The sequence below is a fragment of the Rhizobium sp. EC-SD404 genome, from assembly GCF_902498825.1.
In the GTDB taxonomy this organism is placed as follows: domain Bacteria; phylum Pseudomonadota; class Alphaproteobacteria; order Rhizobiales; family Rhizobiaceae; genus Georhizobium.
Window position 1 is genome coordinate 367938 of the sequence record NZ_LR701459.1, and the last position, 15759, is coordinate 383696.

Here is a 15759-nt window from a genome sequence, read left to right on the forward strand (position 1 = left end):
GGCGCCTTACCTCTCCGGTCAAGTGTTGACAATTTGTAGGCGGTTTCAATCGATTTACCGCAAGCCTCTGATTTTCCGAGCTTTCGCGTCGCCCTATTTCGACCAAAGTGGACAAAACGCGCTTTGACGCGCTGCACATAACAGATTAAAACGCTTCCAAACTTTCAAGGAGCCGCTTCCCGCTTCGGCCTTCCGCGCCGAGGGAAACGTCATGAGGTCATAATGGCAAGCGCGACAGGAACGAAGCGAGAGCGCCCGCTTTCGCCGCATCTCACGATCTATCGACCGTATCCAACGATGGTGATGTCTATCGTTCACCGCATCACCGGCGGCGCGCTTTACGTGGGCACCTTCTTCGTTGCGTGGTGGCTTGTCGCCGCCGCATCGGGTGAAGCCTATTTCAACTGGGTAAATGGCATACTGGGTTCGGTCCTCGGCCTCATCGTGCTGTTCGGCTATACCTGGGTGCTCGTTCACCACATGGCAGGCGGCATCCGCCACCTCGTATGGGACACCGGCAGGGGTCTCGAGAAAGAGACTGCGACCACCTTCGCCTGGGTCACGCTCGCCGCATCCGCATCGTTCACCGTGATCATCTGGATCGCGGTCTTCATCGTTCGCTAGGAGGCGTCCATGTCCTTGCGCACCCCACTCAGCCGCGTTCGCGGCCTCGGTTCCGCCCGCGAAGGCACGGAGCATTTCTGGCGCCAGCGCCTCACGGCCGTCGCCAACATTCCGCTGCTCATCTTTTTCGTCGTCTTTCTCGTCGCTCATGCCGGGGCTCCCTACGAGGAAGTGACGGCGTCGTTGTCCAATCCGATCGCCGCCGTCCTCATGGGTATGGTCCTGGTGTCCGCACTTATTCACATGCGCATCGGTATGCAGGTGATCATCGAGGACTATATCCACGGCGAAGGCGCCAAGGTGGCGCTGCTGATGCTCAACACATTCTTCACCGTCCTGGTCGGCGCACTGTCGATCTTCGCGGTTCTCAAGCTCGGCTTTGGAGGCTGAACGCTCAATGGGTCAGACAAACGGACATGCGGCACCGGGCCAGAACGGCCGTGCCTATGAATTCGTCGATCACGCATTCGACGTCGTCGTCGTCGGTGCCGGCGGCGCCGGATTGCGTGCAACGCTCGGCATGGCGGAGCAGGGACTGAAGACAGCCTGCATCACCAAGGTGTTTCCGACGCGCTCGCACACGGTTGCGGCGCAGGGCGGCATAGCTGCCAGCTTGCGCAACATGACGCCGGACAGCTGGCAGTGGCACATGTACGACACCGTCAAGGGCTCCGACTGGCTCGGCGACGTGGACGCCATGCAGTATCTCGCCATGGAAGCGCCGAAAGCGGTCTATGAGCTCGAGCATTACGGCGTGCCGTTCTCGCGCACGGAAGACGGCCGCATCTACCAGCGCCCGTTCGGCGGACACATGCAGAATTTCGGCGAAGGCCCGCCCGTGCAGCGCACCTGTGCCGCGGCCGACCGTACCGGCCACGCCATTCTGCACACGCTTTATGGCCAGTCGCTGAAGAACAACGCCGAGTTCTTCATCGAGTATTTCGCCATCGACCTGATCATGTCGGACGATGGCCAGTGCACCGGCGTCATCGCCTGGAACCTGGACGACGGCACGATCCACCGCTTTGCGGCCAAGATGGTCGTGCTCGCCACCGGTGGCTACGGCCGCTCCTATTTCTCCGCCACCTCGGCCCACACCTGCACCGGTGACGGCAACGGGATGATCGCGCGCGCCGGCCTGCCGCTGCAGGACATGGAGTTCGTGCAGTTCCACCCGACCGGCATCTACGGCGCGGGCTGCCTCATCACCGAGGGCGCACGCGGCGAAGGCGGCTATCTGGTCAATGGCGAAGGCGAACGCTTCATGGAGCGCTATGCCCCATCGGCCAAGGACCTTGCCTCGCGCGACGTCGTCTCGCGTTGCATGACGATGGAGATCCGTGAAGGCCGCGGCGTCGGCAAGAACAAGGATCACATCTACCTGCATCTCGACCATCTGGATCCGGCCGTTCTTCACGAACGCCTGCCTGGCATCTCGGAAAGCGCGAAGATCTTCGCCGGTGTCGATGTGACCAAGGAGCCCATCCCGGTTCTGCCGACCGTTCACTACAATATGGGCGGCATTCCCACGAACTATTGGGGCGAGGTGCTGAACGCCAATTCGGAGAACCCGGGACGTCTGGCGCCCGGTCTCATGGCTGTCGGCGAAGCCGGCTGCGCGTCGGTCCATGGCGCGAACCGTCTCGGCTCGAACTCGCTGATCGACCTCGTCGTCTTCGGTCGCGCCGCCGCGATCCGCGCCGGCCAGATCATCGACCGCGACAGCGCGATCCCGTCGATCAACGAAGCGCAATCCGAGCGCATCATGGAGCGTTTCGACAAGCTGCGTCACGCCAACGGCTCCTCGCCGACGGCAGAGGTGCGCGGCACGATGCAGCGCATCATGCAGGAAGACGCAGCCGTTTTCCGCACGCAGGAATCGCTGGAATCCGGCTGCAAGCGCATGAGCCAGCTCTGGGGCGCCCTCGGCGACCTGAAGGTCACCGACCGTTCGATGATCTGGAATTCCGATCTCGTCGAAACGCTCGAGCTCGAAAACCTCATGGCCTGCTCGATCACGACGGTCTACGGCGCGGAAGCCCGCAAGGAAAGCCGTGGCGCTCATGCCCGTGAAGACTTCAAGGACGGCCCGCTCGGCGGCCGCGACGACGACAACTGGCGCAAGCACACGCTTGCCTGGGTCGACGACAGCGGTGGCGTCAAACTCGACTATCGCCCCGTGCACACGGAGCTGATTGCCGAAGGCATCTCGATGGAGAAGATCGCACCGAAGGCGCGCGTCTACTGATCAGGAAGAACCAATATGGTTGAACTCGCACTCCCCAAGAACTCGCAGATTTCCGAAGGCAAGACCTGGCCGAAGCCGGCGGGCGCCGAGAACCTCCGCGAGTACAAGGTCTATCGCTGGTCGCCGGACGACGATGCCAATCCCCGGATCGACACGTATTTCGTCGATGTCGACGATTGCGGTCCGATGGTGCTCGACGGGCTTCTGTGGATCAAGAACAAGATCGATCCGACGCTGACGCTGCGCCGCTCCTGCCGCGAAGGCATTTGCGGCTCGTGCGCGATGAACATCGATGGCACGAACACGCTCGCCTGCACGAAGGGCGCCGACGACATCAACGGTGCCGTCAAGATCTATCCGCTGCCGCATCTGCCGGTGGTCAAGGATCTCGTGCCCGATCTGACGACCTTCTATGCCCAGCACCGGTCGATCGAGCCCTGGTTGAAGACGGTTTCGCCAACGCCCGCCAAGGAATGGAAGCAGAGCAAGGACGACCGGGCAAAGCTCGATGGTCTTTACGAATGCATCCTTTGCGCCTGCTGCTCGACCTCGTGCCCGAGCTACTGGTGGAACGGCGACCGCTATCTCGGCCCCGCCGTGCTCCTGCAGGCCTATCGCTGGCTGATCGACAGCCGCGACGAGGCTACCGGGGAGCGTCTGGACGACCTGGAAGATCCGTTCCGTCTCTACCGTTGCCACACGATCATGAACTGCGCTCAGACCTGCCCGAAGGGCCTGAACCCGGCGAAGGCCATTGCGGAAATCAAGAAAATGATGGTCGAGCGGAGGGTCTAGCAACCCTTGAGGGTTCTGACACTCAACAGGGGCCGATCGCGGATCAATCTATCGATCGAGCCTATCCTCGAAAAGCGCGGCGTCGAGTTTCGTCACGTCGCGCTCGACGAGGTGGAGCGCCCGAGCGGCGGAAAGACCGCGCAAAAAGTCCAGAGCTACTTTTCGCGCGCGGCCATCCGGCACGTCAGTCAAGCGATCGAGGAGTTTCGCCCCGACCTCGTGCATGTGATGGCCGGTCGATCGACTGCGCTGCTGGCCGTGCAGGCGATGCGACCGCGCCCCGACATTCCCATCGTGCTCTATCATGGGGCGATCGGCGGGCTGAACGTGTTCAGCCCGATCGAATGGGCGACCTATTTCAATACCCGCATCGCCAAGATCGCCGTGCCGTCGCATGCACTGGTCAACAACTGGCTCGGGCGGCCCTTGCTCGGCAGGCTGATCGGAGCAGACCGGCTTTCGGTGCTGCCGCACCCCGTCGAGGTGCCGGAACTGCTTGGCGATGCAGAACGCTCGAAGCTGCGCGCTGCCTTCGGGCTGAAGCCGCATGACATCGTCATCGGCTCCGTCTGCAGCATCAGGCCTGTCAAAAATTTGGAATTCCTGGCACGCGTCGTGCGCGATCTCGGGGCGCCCTACAAGCTTTTGATCATCGGGGGCGGTGACGCCGGCGAGATAGAGGCGCTGGAACAGATCGGCGGCGACAGCATCGACGTGGCAGGCTTTCGCCCAGGCGCGGCCAAGCTGATGCCGATATTCGATATCTATGCGACGCCAACGCGTCCGGCGGGTGAATCCTTCGGCTTGGCACCTGCGGAAGCCATGGCTGCCGGCGTGCCGGTCCTGACGATGAATTTCGGGGGGACGGCCGAGATCGTCGAACACGGTGTATCCGGGTTCTCGCTCGCGGCCGATCCCGCCGACTGGGCTGCGGCCATCGCTCAGCTGCAGGACCCGGACGTCAGGCACCGCATGGGCGAAGCGGCGCGGGAACGGATCGAGCAGCGCTTTTCGCCTAGCGTCATCGCGGATGTCTGCGAGGATTTGTACAGGCTGGTGGCGTCCCAAAGTTCCAAGCATGCATGAAGACGCCGTCGGCGACCTAGCCGACGGCTTCTTCATCATTCAGCTCAGCATAACAGGTAGATCAGGCGAGTTTGGCGTCGAGCGTGACCTTGATGGCACCGTAGGCCTTGGAGACCGGGCAGGTGTCTTTTGCCTGCTTGGCAAGCCTTTGAAAGTCATCTTCGCTGATGCCGGGAACGCTGCCAACCAGAGTCAGCACGCTTTCCGTGATCTCGAAACCACCACCTTCAGCTTCCTGCACGTTCACGACGGCCTTGGCATCCAGCTTGTCGGCCGGCGTGCCGTTCTCGGCGAGAAAGTGCGAGAGCTGCATCGCGAAGCAGCCGGCATGGGCAGCTGCCATCAGTTCTTCGGGATTGGTACCAGACTTGCCTTCTTCGTCCTGGAAGCGGCCCTTGAACGAGTAGGGGGTCTTGGAGAAGACGCCACTCTGGGTATCGAGGGTGCCTTTGCCATCGACGAGCGCACCTTGCCAGATGGCGTTTGCGTGCCTTTTCATTCCAATCACCTCTTTGTTGGGGAAATCCGTTTCAGAAACGATCGTGTGGCGGTGCGGTTCCGACCCCTTCATCACACGCTCGTGCAAAGCGTTGAATTGCAAAGCGCGATCGGGGGACTAGTTTGAATGCCATGGTCGAAGGAGGATTTCCCATGCGCTTGCCCATCAATGCCGCCATGTTGCTCGCCGGTGCAGCCACCGCCATCCTGTTTGCAGGCGGCGCGTCTCAAGCGCAGGAGCAAGCCAAGGCCATCTTTGCCGGCGGCTGCTTCTGGTGCGTGGAATCCGATTTCGACAAGGTCGCAGGCGTAACCTCGACCGTCTCGGGCTATATCGGCGGCTCCACTGAAAATCCGACTTACGAGAATCACACGGCGGATGGCCACCGCGAGGCGGTGGAGATCACTTACGATCCCTCCGAGACAGACTTCGAGACGTTGTTGGCAACGTTCTGGCGCACGGTCGACCCGACCGACGACGGCGGCCAGTTCTGTGACCGCGGCTTCAGCTACACGACGGCAATCTATGCGGTCGACAGCGAGCAGGCAGCATCGGCCGAGCAATCCAAGGCTGAAGCCCAAACGGCACTGGGTGAAAACATTGTGACCGAGGTGGTCGAGGGCCAGACCTTCTGGCCAGCGGAAGACTATCACCAGGATTATTACGTCAAGAATCCGGTCCGCTATAACTACTACCGACGCGCTTGCGGCCGCGATGTACGCTTGCTCCAGCTCTGGGGCAATGAGGCCATGCAGGGTGTCATGGCCAAGAACTGAACACCAACTGTACCATTTTGTTGCAAAATGCGCACAGGGTCGCTGCTTCTCGTGCCCGCACTTCTTGCAAAATGGACCTTTGATCCCTCTTATGGGTTGCGAAGGGCAGAGGGTCGGTTAAAGGCCCCGCGCGTAGGCGTTGCAAGGAGACCATGAATGCGCATTTCCATCGCCGTCACGATCGCAATGGCTGGTCTGGCGATCGCCGGCTGTCAGCGGACATCACCCGGACCGATGCCACAGCAGCAGGTCGCGACGTTGCCGCCGCCGCTAAACCCGGCGCCGCTCGGAGGCGTACAGTCGAACCAGTTGCCGCCGCCGTCGGCAAGTGATTTCCCGACGGCACCGGCTTCCACGGCAACCGATCCTGCCGCTGCCAATCAGGCTTTCGAGACTGCAGCCGCTTCGGCGCCCGCGGTGTCGCGCGAAGCTCTGCTCGGCACGTGGCAGACTGCCGTCAATGGCGGCAATTGCCAGCTGGCGCTTTCCCTCACCCAGTGGACCGGCGGCTACCGGGCAGCGTCGCTGCGTTGCCCGGGTGAAGCGGCAAACATCGCTTCCTGGGATGTTTCCGGCAACCAGGTCGTGCTCAACGACCGGGACGGCAACAACGTCGCACGGCTCTACCAGGCCGGCGGCCAGAACTATCAGGGGACGCTCACCTCGGGCGGCTCGATCACGCTCTCGCGCTGATTGGTGCGCCGGCCCCCGCTCCAGGGTGGCCGGCGGATTGCCCTCTCGGTTTGGCTGAATGGATACCAGAACATATGTGAGCGTCACCGAGCGTTATGAAGCGCTCTGCGATGCCGGTCGGATCGAACGCGACGCGCGGCAGGAGAAGCTGGCGCGGGCGCTGGACCGTGTCCTGACCGAAGTGCGGGAAAAACGGGTTTCGACGAAATCCAGTGCGCTCGGCTGGTTGTTCGCCAAGCGCCGGCCCGTGCAGGACTACCCCAGAGGCCTCTACGTCTTCGGCGGCGTCGGTCGCGGCAAGACCATGATGATGGATCTCTTCCTGTCAACGCTGCCGGTCCGGCGCAAGCGGCGGGTCCATTTTCACGATTTCATGTCTGACGTGCATGGCCGGATCCAGGCGCACCGAACTGCCCTGAAGCGCGGTGAGGTCAAGGAAGACGATCCGATCCCGCCCGTGGCCCGTGCCATCCACGAGGAGGCCTGGGTTCTCTGCTTCGACGAATTTTCGGTCACCGACATCGCGGATGCGATGATCCTGGCGCGGCTGTTCGAGCAATTGTTCAAGCTCGGCACCGTGCTGGTGACGACGTCGAACGTCCACCCGGACAATCTTTACCGCGAAGGTCTCAATCGCGACCTCTTCCTGCCTTTCGTCGACCTTTTGAAGACACGGGTCGAGCTGTTCGATCTGGATGGCGACACGGACTATCGGCTGCTCAAGCTGACGCGCCGGCCGGTCTACATGACGCCGCTCGATGCGAATGCCGACGAGATGTTCGATCAGGCATGGACGGAGCAGGTGGAGGGGCTGACCGTCAAGCCAGAGAAGATCAAGCATCGTGGTCGGGAAATTCTGGTGCCGGCCGCAGCCAACGGTGCTGCCCGGTTCAGCTTCGACGACCTGTGCCGAAATCCGCTCGGGGCGTCGGATTATCGCGCCATCGCCGACCGATACGAAACGATCTTCGTCAGCCACGTGCCGGTACTCAAGCGTGCGGAGCGCAATGAAGCCAAGCGGTTCATCATGCTGATCGACACGCTCTACGACATGAAGGCGCGGCTGGTGGTGTCGGCTGCGGCCGAGCCGGATGCACTCTATGCCGCAAAGGATGGCACGGAAGGCTTCGAGTTCGCGCGCACGGCGTCACGCCTGATCGAGATGCAAAGCGTGGATTATCTCAAGGAAAGTCGGGAAAGGCATCGCCCAGCCGCTTAAAATACTTACGTTTACGTAAATCGCTGAGTATATAACCGTTTGAAATCGTTGACGGTCAAAGTTTTGGTTGCCATTTTTGGCTCAGCCGTCTATCCCCGGGCGACTTTTCTGGGGAGTTTCAAGGCTCCTCTATGGCTCCATAGACAGGGGATATCCATACATGGCGCGTAACAAGATCGCTCTCATTGGTTCCGGCATGATCGGCGGCACGCTTGCCCATCTGATCGGCCTCAAGGAACTCGGGGACGTCGTGTTGTTCGACATCGCCGAAGGCACGCCGCAGGGCAAGGCGCTCGACATCGCCGAAAGCTCTCCGGTCGATGGCTTCGACGTCAGGCTCAAGGGCGCGAACGATTATTCTGCGATCGAAGGTGCCGATGTGTGCATCGTCACCGCAGGCGTGCCGCGCAAGCCAGGCATGAGCCGCGACGACCTTCTGGAAATCAACCTCAAGGTCATGGAGCAGGTCGGCGCAGGCATCGCGAAATACGCGCCCGACGCATTCGTCATCTGCATCACCAACCCGCTGGACGCGATGGTCTGGGCGCTGCAGAAGTTCTCCGGCATGCCGAAGAACAAGGTCGTCGGCATGGCCGGCGTTCTGGACAGCTCGCGCTTCCGCCACTTCCTCGCCGAGGAGTTCAAGGTTTCGGTCGAAGACGTCACGGCATTCGTGCTGGGCGGCCACGGCGACACGATGGTGCCGCTTGCACGCTACTCCACCGTTGCCGGCATTCCGCTGACGGACCTTGTCGAAATGGGTTGGGTCACCAAGGATCGGCTGGAAGAAATCATCCAGCGCACCCGTGATGGCGGCGCCGAGATCGTCGGCCTTCTGAAGACCGGCTCGGCCTACTACGCGCCGGCTGCATCCGCGATCGTGATGGCGGAATCCTACCTCAAGGACAAGAAGCGCGTTCTGCCTTGCGCGGCGTATCTGTCCGGTCAGTACGGCGTCAACGACATGTATGTCGGCGTGCCGACTGTCATAGGCGCCGAGGGTATCGAGCGTATCATCGAGATCGAGCTGAATTCCGCCGAGCAGAAGGCCTTCGACAAGTCCGTCGAATCCGTTGCCGGCCTGTGTGAAGCCTGCCGCAAGATCGCCCCTTCTCTCGCTTGATCCGGCTTTCGTCCGATCTGGCAACCTGAAACCACAGGAACCAACCCATGAATATCCACGAGTATCAGGCCAAGCGCCTTCTCGGCACTTTCGGTGCGCCGATCGCCGAAGGGGTCGCCGTCTACTCCCCTGAGCAGGCGGAAGAATGGGCAGCAAAGCTTCCCGGACCGCTCTATGTGGTGAAGAGCCAGATCCATGCCGGCGGTCGCGGCAAGGGCAAGTTCAAGGAACTCGGCCCTGACGCGAAAGGCGGCGTTCGCCTGGCGAAGTCCACGGAAGAAGTCGTCGCCTTCGCCAAGGAAATGCTCGGCAACACGCTGGTGACGAAGCAGACCGGCCCTGCCGGCAAGGTCGTCAATCGTCTCTACATCGAAGATGGCGCCGACATCGAACGCGAGCTTTATCTCTCGATCCTGGTCGACCGTTCGGTCGGCCGCCCGGCTTTTGTGGTTTCCACCGAAGGCGGCATGGACATCGAGGCCGTCGCCGAAGAAACGCCGGAGAAGATCGTCAACGTCGCGATCGATCCCGAGCAGGGCGTGACGGACGCAGACTCCGCAAAGCTGTGCGATGCGCTGGAGTTGAAGGACGAAGCACGTGCCGATGGCATGACGCTCTTCCCGATCCTCTACAAGGCGTTCATGGAGAAGGACATGAGCCTTCTCGAGGTGAACCCGCTCATCGTCATGACGAACGGCCGCCTGCGCGTGCTGGACGCCAAGGTGTCCTTCGACGGCAATGCGCTCTTCCGCCACGACGACATCCGCGAGTTGCGCGATGAGACCGAGGAAGACGCCAAGGAAATCGAGGCCTCCAAATGGGACCTCGCCTATGTGGCGCTCGACGGCAACATCGGCTGCATGGTCAATGGCGCCGGTCTCGCAATGGCGACGATGGACATCATCAAGCTTTACGGCAAAGAGCCGGCTAACTTCTGCGACGTCGGTGGCGGCGCAGGCAAGGAGAAGGTCGCGGCTGCCTTCAAGATCATCACCGCCGATCCGAAAGTCGACGGCATCCTCGTCAACATCTTCGGCGGCATCATGAAGTGCGACGTCATCGCCGAAGGCGTGGTTGCTGCGGTTCAGGAAGTTGGCCTCAAGGTGCCGCTCGTCGTGCGCCTCGAAGGCACCAATGTCGAGCTTGGCAAGAAAATCCTCAACGAGTCCGGACTGGCCATCACGGCTGCCGACGATCTCGACGACGCGGCGAAGAAGATCGTCGCTGCGGTCAACGGATAACGGATTGAAGGATCAGGATTGATGTCCATTCTCGTCAACAAAGACACGAAGGTCCTCGTTCAGGGCCTGACCGGCAAGACCGGCACGTTCCACACCGAACAGGCGCTCGCCTACCACGACACCAAGATGGTCGGCGGTATCCACCCCAAGAAGGGTGGTGAAACCTGGACCGGCGCCGTGAACGGCGCTTCGCGCGACCTGCCGATCTTCGCCTCGGTCGCTGAAGGCAAGGAGCGCACCGGCGCCAACGCATCGGTCATCTACGTTCCGCCGGCAGGCGCCGCGGACGCGATCATCGAGGCGATCGACGCCGAAATCCCGCTGATCATCTGCATCACGGAAGGCATTCCGGTTTCCGACATGGTGAAGGTGAAGGCGCGGCTCGACCGTTCGTCGTCCCGCCTCATCGGCCCGAATTGCCCCGGCGTTCTCACGCCGGAAGAATGCAAGATCGGCATCATGCCGGGCTCCATCTTCAAGAAGGGTTCCGTCGGCATCCTGTCACGCTCGGGCACGCTGACCTATGAAGCCGTGTTCCAGACGTCGAACGAAGGCCTCGGCCAGACGACCGCCGTCGGCATCGGCGGCGACCCGGTCAAGGGCACCGAATTCATTGACATGCTTGAGATGTTCCTCGCCGACGACGCGACGGAATCCATCATCATGATCGGCGAAATCGGCGGTTCGGCCGAAGAAGAAGCCGCCCAGTTCCTGAAGGACGAAGCAGCCAAGGGCCGCAAGAAGCCGATGGTCGGCTTCATCGCCGGCCGTACGGCGCCTCCCGGACGCACGATGGGCCATGCCGGCGCCGTGATTTCAGGCGGCAAGGGCGGAGCTGAAGACAAGATCGCTGCCATGGAATCGGCCGGCATCCGCGTTTCGCCGTCGCCGGCGCAGCTTGGCAAGACGCTGGTCGAAGTCCTCAAGGGCTGACTTTTGCCGAAGGGCGTCCGGGTTCATTGGAAATCCGGGCACCCGCCCCGCGACGGGCACATTCGTCGCACAGAACGGGGCCGCGTGCCGAGCGCGCGGCAACACCCGAATCAATGAAGGAGGCGGAGCGATCCTCCGCAGGCACCGATGGCCAGGCAAGACGCCAACGAATTCTTTCAGTCCACGTCGTTCCTCTATGGCGCGAATGCCGCCTATATCGAGGAGCTCTATGCCCGCTACCAGGATGATCCGGCCAGCGTGGATGGCGAGTGGCAGGCCTTTTTCGGTGCGCTGAAAGACGAGCCGGATACGGCGCGTAAGGCAGCGGACGGCGCTTCCTGGAAGCAGAAGAACTGGCCGATCCACGCCAATGGCGAACTGGTTTCCGCCATGGACGGCGACTGGGGCCGCGTCGAGACGCATTTCGAGAAGAAGATCGCGACCAAGGCTTCCGCCGCCGCGGCTGTACCTGCCGCTGCCGGCCAGCAGGCGCAAATGACCAGCGAGGAAGTGCTGCGCGCGACGCGTGATTCGGTTCGCGCCATCATGATGATCCGCGCTTATCGCATGCGCGGCCACCTCCATGCCAAGCTCGATCCGCTGGGCATCGCGGAAGAGAACGAGGATTACAACGAGCTGTCGCCGGAGGCCTATGGCTTCACCGACGCCGACATGGATCGCAAGATCTTCCTCGATAACGTCCTTGGCCTCGAATACGCGACCGTGCGCGAGATGCTCGACATCCTGAAGCGCACCTACTGCTCCACGATCGGCGTGGAATTCATGCACATCTCCAATCCGGAAGAAAAGTCCTGGATCCAGGCCCGCATCGAGGGGCCGGACAAGGGTGTCGACTTCACGCCCAACGGCAAGCGCGCCATTCTGCAGAAGCTGATCGAGGCGGAAGGCTTCGAGCAGTTCATCGACGTGAAGTACAAGGGCACGAAGCGTTTCGGCCTCGATGGCGGCGAAGCGCTGATCCCGGCGCTCGAGCAGATCATCAAGCGCGGCGGTCAGCTCGGCCTCAAGGAAATCGTTCTCGGCATGCCGCACCGCGGGCGCCTCAATGTGCTCAGCCAGGTGATGGCGAAGCCGCACCGTGCGATCTTCCACGAGTTCAAGGGCGGGTCGTTCACGCCGGAGGATGTCGAGGGTTCGGGCGACGTCAAATACCACCTCGGTGCATCTTCGGACCGGGAGTTCGATGGCAACAAGGTCCACCTGTCGCTGACAGCCAACCCGTCGCACCTGGAAATCGTCAACCCGGTCGTCATGGGCAAGGCGCGCGCCAAGCAGGATATTCTTTCCGGCTCGCCGCGCGACGAGATCGTGCCGCTGGAGACGCGGGCTCAGGTTCTGCCGCTGCTGCTGCACGGCGATGCGGCCTTCGCGGGCCAGGGCGTCGTTGCCGAATGCTTCGGCCTGTCGGGTCTTCGCGGACACCGCGTTGCCGGTACGCTGCATTTCATCGTCAACAACCAGATCGGCTTCACGACCAATCCGCGCTTTTCGCGCTCGTCGCCCTATCCTTCCGACGTGGCGAAGATGATCGAGGCGCCGATCCTGCACGTGAACGGCGACGATCCGGAAGCCGTCGTCTACGCCGCGAAGATCGCGGCTGAATTCCGCATGACGTTCCACAAGCCGGTCGTCATCGACATGTTCTGCTACCGCCGCTTCGGCCACAACGAAGGCGACGAGCCGGCGTTCACGCAGCCGAAGATGTACAAGAAGATCCGCAGCCACGAGACCGTGGTGCAGATTTATTCCAAGAAGCTGATCGAGGAAGGCCACATCGATCTCGGCACGTTCGAGAAGATGAAGGCCGACTGGCGCGCGCATCTGGAACAGGAATTCGAGAGCGGCCAGTCCTACAAGCCGAACAAGGCCGACTGGCTGGACGGCGTGTGGTCGGGCATGCGCGTTGCCGACAATCAGGACGAGCAGCGTCGCGGCAAGACCGCCGTTCCGATGAAAACGCTGAAGGATATCGGCCGGAAGCTGTGCGAAGTGCCGGAAGGCTTCGAGACGCATCGCACGATCCAGCGCTTCCTCGCCAACCGCGCCCAGATGATCGAGAGCGGCGAAGGTATCGACTGGGCCACCGGCGAAGCGCTTGCCTTCGGCTCGCTTCTTCTAGACGGCCACCCGGTCCGGCTCTCCGGCCAGGATGTGGAGCGCGGCACCTTCTCGCAACGTCATTCGGTTCTCTACGACCAGCAGAGCGAAGACCGCCATATCTCGCTGAACAATCTCGCCAAGGGCCAGCAGCTCTACGAAGTCATCAACTCGATGCTTTCGGAAGAAGCGGTGCTCGGGTTCGAATATGGCTACTCGCTGTCGGAGCCCAATGCGCTGACGCTTTGGGAAGCGCAATTCGGCGATTTCGCCAACGGCGCGCAGGTCATCTTCGACCAGTTCATCTCGTCGGGCGAGCGTAAGTGGTTGCGCATGTCGGGCCTCGTCTGCCTTCTGCCGCACGGCTACGAAGGCCAGGGTCCCGAGCACTCCTCGGCCCGTCTGGAGCGCTGGCTGCAGATGTGCGCGGAAGACAACATGCAGGTCGCGAATTGCTCGACGCCGGCTAACTATTTCCACATCCTGCGCCGGCAGATGAAGCGCGACTTCCGCAAGCCGCTGATCATGATGACGCCGAAGTCGCTGCTGCGCCACAAGCGTGCGGTGTCGACGCTGTCGGAACTGTCGGGCGACACGTCCTTCCACCGCTTGTTGTGGGATGATGCGGAAGTTCTGAAGAACGAAAAGATCAAGCTCCAGAAGGACAGCAAGATCCGTCGCGTCGTCATGTGCTCCGGCAAGGTCTATTACGATCTTTACGAAGAGCGCGAGTCCCGCGGCATCGACGACATCTACCTTCTGCGCCTGGAGCAGCTCTATCCGTTCCCGGCCAAGGCGCTCATCAACGAGCTGTCGCGCTTCCGCGGTGCCGAAATGGTGTGGTGCCAGGAAGAGCCCAAGAACATGGGCGCCTGGGCCTTCATCGATCCCTATCTCGAGTGGGTGCTCGCGCATATCGACGCGAAGTACCAGCGCGTGCGCTACACCGGCCGTCCGGCTGCCGCTTCGCCGGCAACGGGCCTTATGTCCAAGCATAAGGCGCAGCTCGGCGCCTTCCTCGAAGATGCGCTCGGCGACTAGCCGGGCGTGATCCGTCTTTCATCTCGACCCCCTACCGAACGGAAAAGCTGACAGCCATGGCCACCGAAATCCGCGTCCCGACATTGGGCGAATCCGTATCCGAAGCCACGATCGGCACCTGGTTCAAGAAGGTGGGTGATACGATCAACGCCGACGAGCCGCTGGTTGAGCTTGAGACCGACAAGGTGACGGTCGAAGTGCCGGCACCGGCTTCCGGCACGCTGACGGAAATCCTTGCCCAGACGGGCGACACCGTGGAGGTCAACGCGCTTCTCGGCCAGATCGGTGCCGGATCGGGCGCGGCGCCTGCCAAGACGGAAGAGCCCAAGGCGGAAGCGCCGAAGCCAGCCGAAGCGAAGCCGGCTGAAGCCAAGCCTGCTGCCGAGCCTGCCGCGAAGTCCGGCGACATGCCGCCCGCACCTTCTGCGGCCAAGATGATGGCTGAAAAGAACGTTTCGGCCGATCAGGTTTCGGGCAGCGGCAAGCGCGGCCAGGTCCTTAAGGGCGACGTGATCGACGCCATCAACAAGGGTGGCTCAGCCGCACCGGCTGCAGAAGCACCGAAGGCACCGCGTCCTGCTTCCAGCGAAGCCGACGAGTCGCGCGAAGAGCGCGTGAAGATGACGCGCTTGCGCCAGACGATCGCCAAGCGCCTCAAGGATGCGCAGAACACCGCTGCCATGCTGACCACCTATAACGAGGTGGACATGACGGCGGTCATGGACCTGCGCAAGAAGTACAAGGATCTCTTCGAGAAGAAGCACGGCGTGAAGCTCGGCTTCATGGGCTTCTTCACCAAGGCCGTGACGCACGCCCTGAAGGAGATCCCTTCGGTCAACGCCGAGATCGATGGCAACGACATCGTCTTCAAGAATTTCTGCCACATCGGCGTCGCCGTCGGCACCGAGAAGGGCCTCGTCGTGCCGGTCGTGCGCGATGCGGACCAGATGTCGATCGCCGAAATCGAGCAGGAAATCGGCCGTCTCGGCGTTGCGGCTCGCGACGGCAAGCTCGGCATGGCCGACATGCAGGGCGGCACCTTCACCATTTCGAATGGCGGCGTCTACGGTTCGCTGATGTCCTCGCCGATCCTAAACGCGCCGCAGTCGGGCATCCTCGGCATGCACAAGATCCAGGAGCGTCCGGTCGCGATCGGCGGTCAGGTCGTCATCCGTCCGATGATGTATCTGGCGCTTTCCTACGATCACCGCATCGTCGACGGCAAGGAAGCCGTCACCTTCCTGGTGCGCGTCAAGGAAAGCCTCGAAGATCCGGAGCGTCTCGTTCTCGACCTCTAGGATCGAGCGGGACGGCGCCGCCGCGCATGCAGATGTGACGCGGCGGCCGCGTTCCGGACGGACAG

Annotated in this window: 14 protein-coding genes; 13 read left to right on the forward strand and 1 reads right to left on the reverse strand. The window is 62.0% G+C overall.

What is annotated here, in order from left to right:
* Nucleotides 1–222 precede the first annotated feature (222 nt).
* The 5 genes from sdhC to GC125_RS02850 are packed head-to-tail and all read left to right on the forward strand — an operon-like array spanning nt 223 to nt 4753.
* On the forward strand, nt 223–624 hold the full coding sequence (gene sdhC, locus GC125_RS02830; RefSeq protein ID WP_151983923.1) for a succinate dehydrogenase, cytochrome b556 subunit: 402 nt from the start codon (nt 223–225) through the stop codon (nt 622–624).
* Nucleotides 625–633: 9 nt separating this feature from the next.
* A complete protein-coding gene (gene sdhD, locus GC125_RS02835) occupies nt 634–1014 on the forward strand; it encodes a succinate dehydrogenase, hydrophobic membrane anchor protein (RefSeq protein WP_151983925.1) in 381 nt (126 codons plus the stop codon).
* A 7-nt stretch (nt 1015–1021) separates the two neighbouring features.
* Nucleotides 1022–2872 carry a succinate dehydrogenase flavoprotein subunit gene (sdhA, locus tag GC125_RS02840; protein WP_151983927.1) on the forward strand — a complete coding sequence of 617 codons (1851 nt, stop codon included), beginning with the start codon at nt 1022–1024 and terminating at the stop codon, nt 2870–2872.
* A gap of 15 nt (nt 2873–2887) precedes the next feature.
* Nucleotides 2888–3667, forward strand: coding sequence for a succinate dehydrogenase iron-sulfur subunit (locus GC125_RS02845; protein WP_151983929.1), 780 nt, complete (start codon nt 2888–2890; stop codon nt 3665–3667).
* A 6-nt stretch (nt 3668–3673) separates the two neighbouring features.
* The gene (locus tag GC125_RS02850; RefSeq protein ID WP_151983931.1) at nt 3674–4753 is read left to right on the forward strand and encodes a glycosyltransferase family 4 protein; all 1080 of its coding nucleotides are present in this window, start codon (nt 3674–3676) and stop codon (nt 4751–4753) included.
* 61 nt (nt 4754–4814) lie between these two features.
* Here the strand turns inward: GC125_RS02850 and GC125_RS02855 are convergent, their stop codons facing one another.
* Nucleotides 4815–5252 carry an OsmC family protein gene (locus tag GC125_RS02855; protein ID WP_151983933.1) on the reverse strand — a complete coding sequence of 146 codons (438 nt, stop codon included), beginning with the start codon at nt 5250–5252 and terminating at the stop codon, nt 4815–4817.
* 152 nt (nt 5253–5404) lie between these two features.
* Between GC125_RS02855 and msrA the strand changes: the two genes are divergently transcribed.
* The 8 genes from msrA (at nt 5405) to odhB (ending at nt 15694) form a co-directional block, all read left to right on the forward strand.
* Nucleotides 5405–6028, forward strand: a complete 624-nt coding sequence (gene msrA, locus GC125_RS02860; RefSeq protein WP_151983935.1) for a peptide-methionine (S)-S-oxide reductase MsrA — start codon at nt 5405–5407, stop codon at nt 6026–6028.
* Between the two features lie 156 nt (nt 6029–6184).
* The gene (locus GC125_RS02865) at nt 6185–6721 is read left to right on the forward strand and encodes a protease inhibitor Inh/omp19 family protein (RefSeq protein WP_151983936.1); all 537 of its coding nucleotides are present in this window, start codon (nt 6185–6187) and stop codon (nt 6719–6721) included.
* A gap of 58 nt (nt 6722–6779) precedes the next feature.
* Nucleotides 6780–7940, forward strand: coding sequence for a cell division protein ZapE (gene zapE / locus GC125_RS02870; RefSeq protein WP_151983938.1), 1161 nt, complete (start codon nt 6780–6782; stop codon nt 7938–7940).
* A 160-nt stretch (nt 7941–8100) separates the two neighbouring features.
* Complete coding sequence (gene mdh / locus GC125_RS02875; protein WP_151983939.1) at nt 8101–9063, forward strand: malate dehydrogenase; 963 nt, start codon at nt 8101–8103, stop codon at nt 9061–9063.
* A gap of 47 nt (nt 9064–9110) precedes the next feature.
* Nucleotides 9111–10304, forward strand: a complete 1194-nt coding sequence (gene sucC, locus GC125_RS02880) for an ADP-forming succinate--CoA ligase subunit beta (protein WP_151983941.1) — start codon at nt 9111–9113, stop codon at nt 10302–10304.
* A 21-nt stretch (nt 10305–10325) separates the two neighbouring features.
* On the forward strand, nt 10326–11237 hold the full coding sequence (sucD, locus tag GC125_RS02885; protein WP_151983943.1) for a succinate--CoA ligase subunit alpha: 912 nt from the start codon (nt 10326–10328) through the stop codon (nt 11235–11237).
* 147 nt (nt 11238–11384) lie between these two features.
* The gene (locus GC125_RS02890) at nt 11385–14396 is read left to right on the forward strand and encodes a 2-oxoglutarate dehydrogenase E1 component (RefSeq protein WP_151983945.1); all 3012 of its coding nucleotides are present in this window, start codon (nt 11385–11387) and stop codon (nt 14394–14396) included.
* Between the two features lie 56 nt (nt 14397–14452).
* Entirely contained in the window at nt 14453–15694 is a 1242-nt protein-coding gene (gene odhB, locus GC125_RS02895; protein WP_151983947.1) for a 2-oxoglutarate dehydrogenase complex dihydrolipoyllysine-residue succinyltransferase, read from the forward strand.
* Nucleotides 15695–15759: the final 65 nt, after the last annotated feature.

Coding starts and splice junctions, on each gene's coding strand:
- mdh (WP_151983939.1), top strand. CDS start 8,101: ATGGCGCGTAACAAGATCGCTCTCATTGGTTCCGGCATGATCGGCGGC.
- sdhA (WP_151983927.1), top strand. CDS start 1,022: ATGGGTCAGACAAACGGACATGCGGCACCGGGCCAGAACGGCCGTGCC.
- sucD (WP_151983943.1), top strand. CDS start 10,326: ATGTCCATTCTCGTCAACAAAGACACGAAGGTCCTCGTTCAGGGCCTG.
- sdhD (WP_151983925.1), top strand. CDS start 634: ATGTCCTTGCGCACCCCACTCAGCCGCGTTCGCGGCCTCGGTTCCGCC.
- zapE (WP_151983938.1), top strand. CDS start 6,780: ATGGATACCAGAACATATGTGAGCGTCACCGAGCGTTATGAAGCGCTC.
- sucC (WP_151983941.1), top strand. CDS start 9,111: ATGAATATCCACGAGTATCAGGCCAAGCGCCTTCTCGGCACTTTCGGT.
- GC125_RS02855 (WP_151983933.1), bottom strand. CDS start 5,252: ATGAAAAGGCACGCAAACGCCATCTGGCAAGGTGCGCTCGTCGATGGC.
- GC125_RS02890 (WP_151983945.1), top strand. CDS start 11,385: ATGGCCAGGCAAGACGCCAACGAATTCTTTCAGTCCACGTCGTTCCTC.
- msrA (WP_151983935.1), top strand. CDS start 5,405: ATGCGCTTGCCCATCAATGCCGCCATGTTGCTCGCCGGTGCAGCCACC.
- sdhC (WP_151983923.1), top strand. CDS start 223: ATGGCAAGCGCGACAGGAACGAAGCGAGAGCGCCCGCTTTCGCCGCAT.
- GC125_RS02845 (WP_151983929.1), top strand. CDS start 2,888: ATGGTTGAACTCGCACTCCCCAAGAACTCGCAGATTTCCGAAGGCAAG.
- odhB (WP_151983947.1), top strand. CDS start 14,453: ATGGCCACCGAAATCCGCGTCCCGACATTGGGCGAATCCGTATCCGAA.
- GC125_RS02865 (WP_151983936.1), top strand. CDS start 6,185: ATGCGCATTTCCATCGCCGTCACGATCGCAATGGCTGGTCTGGCGATC.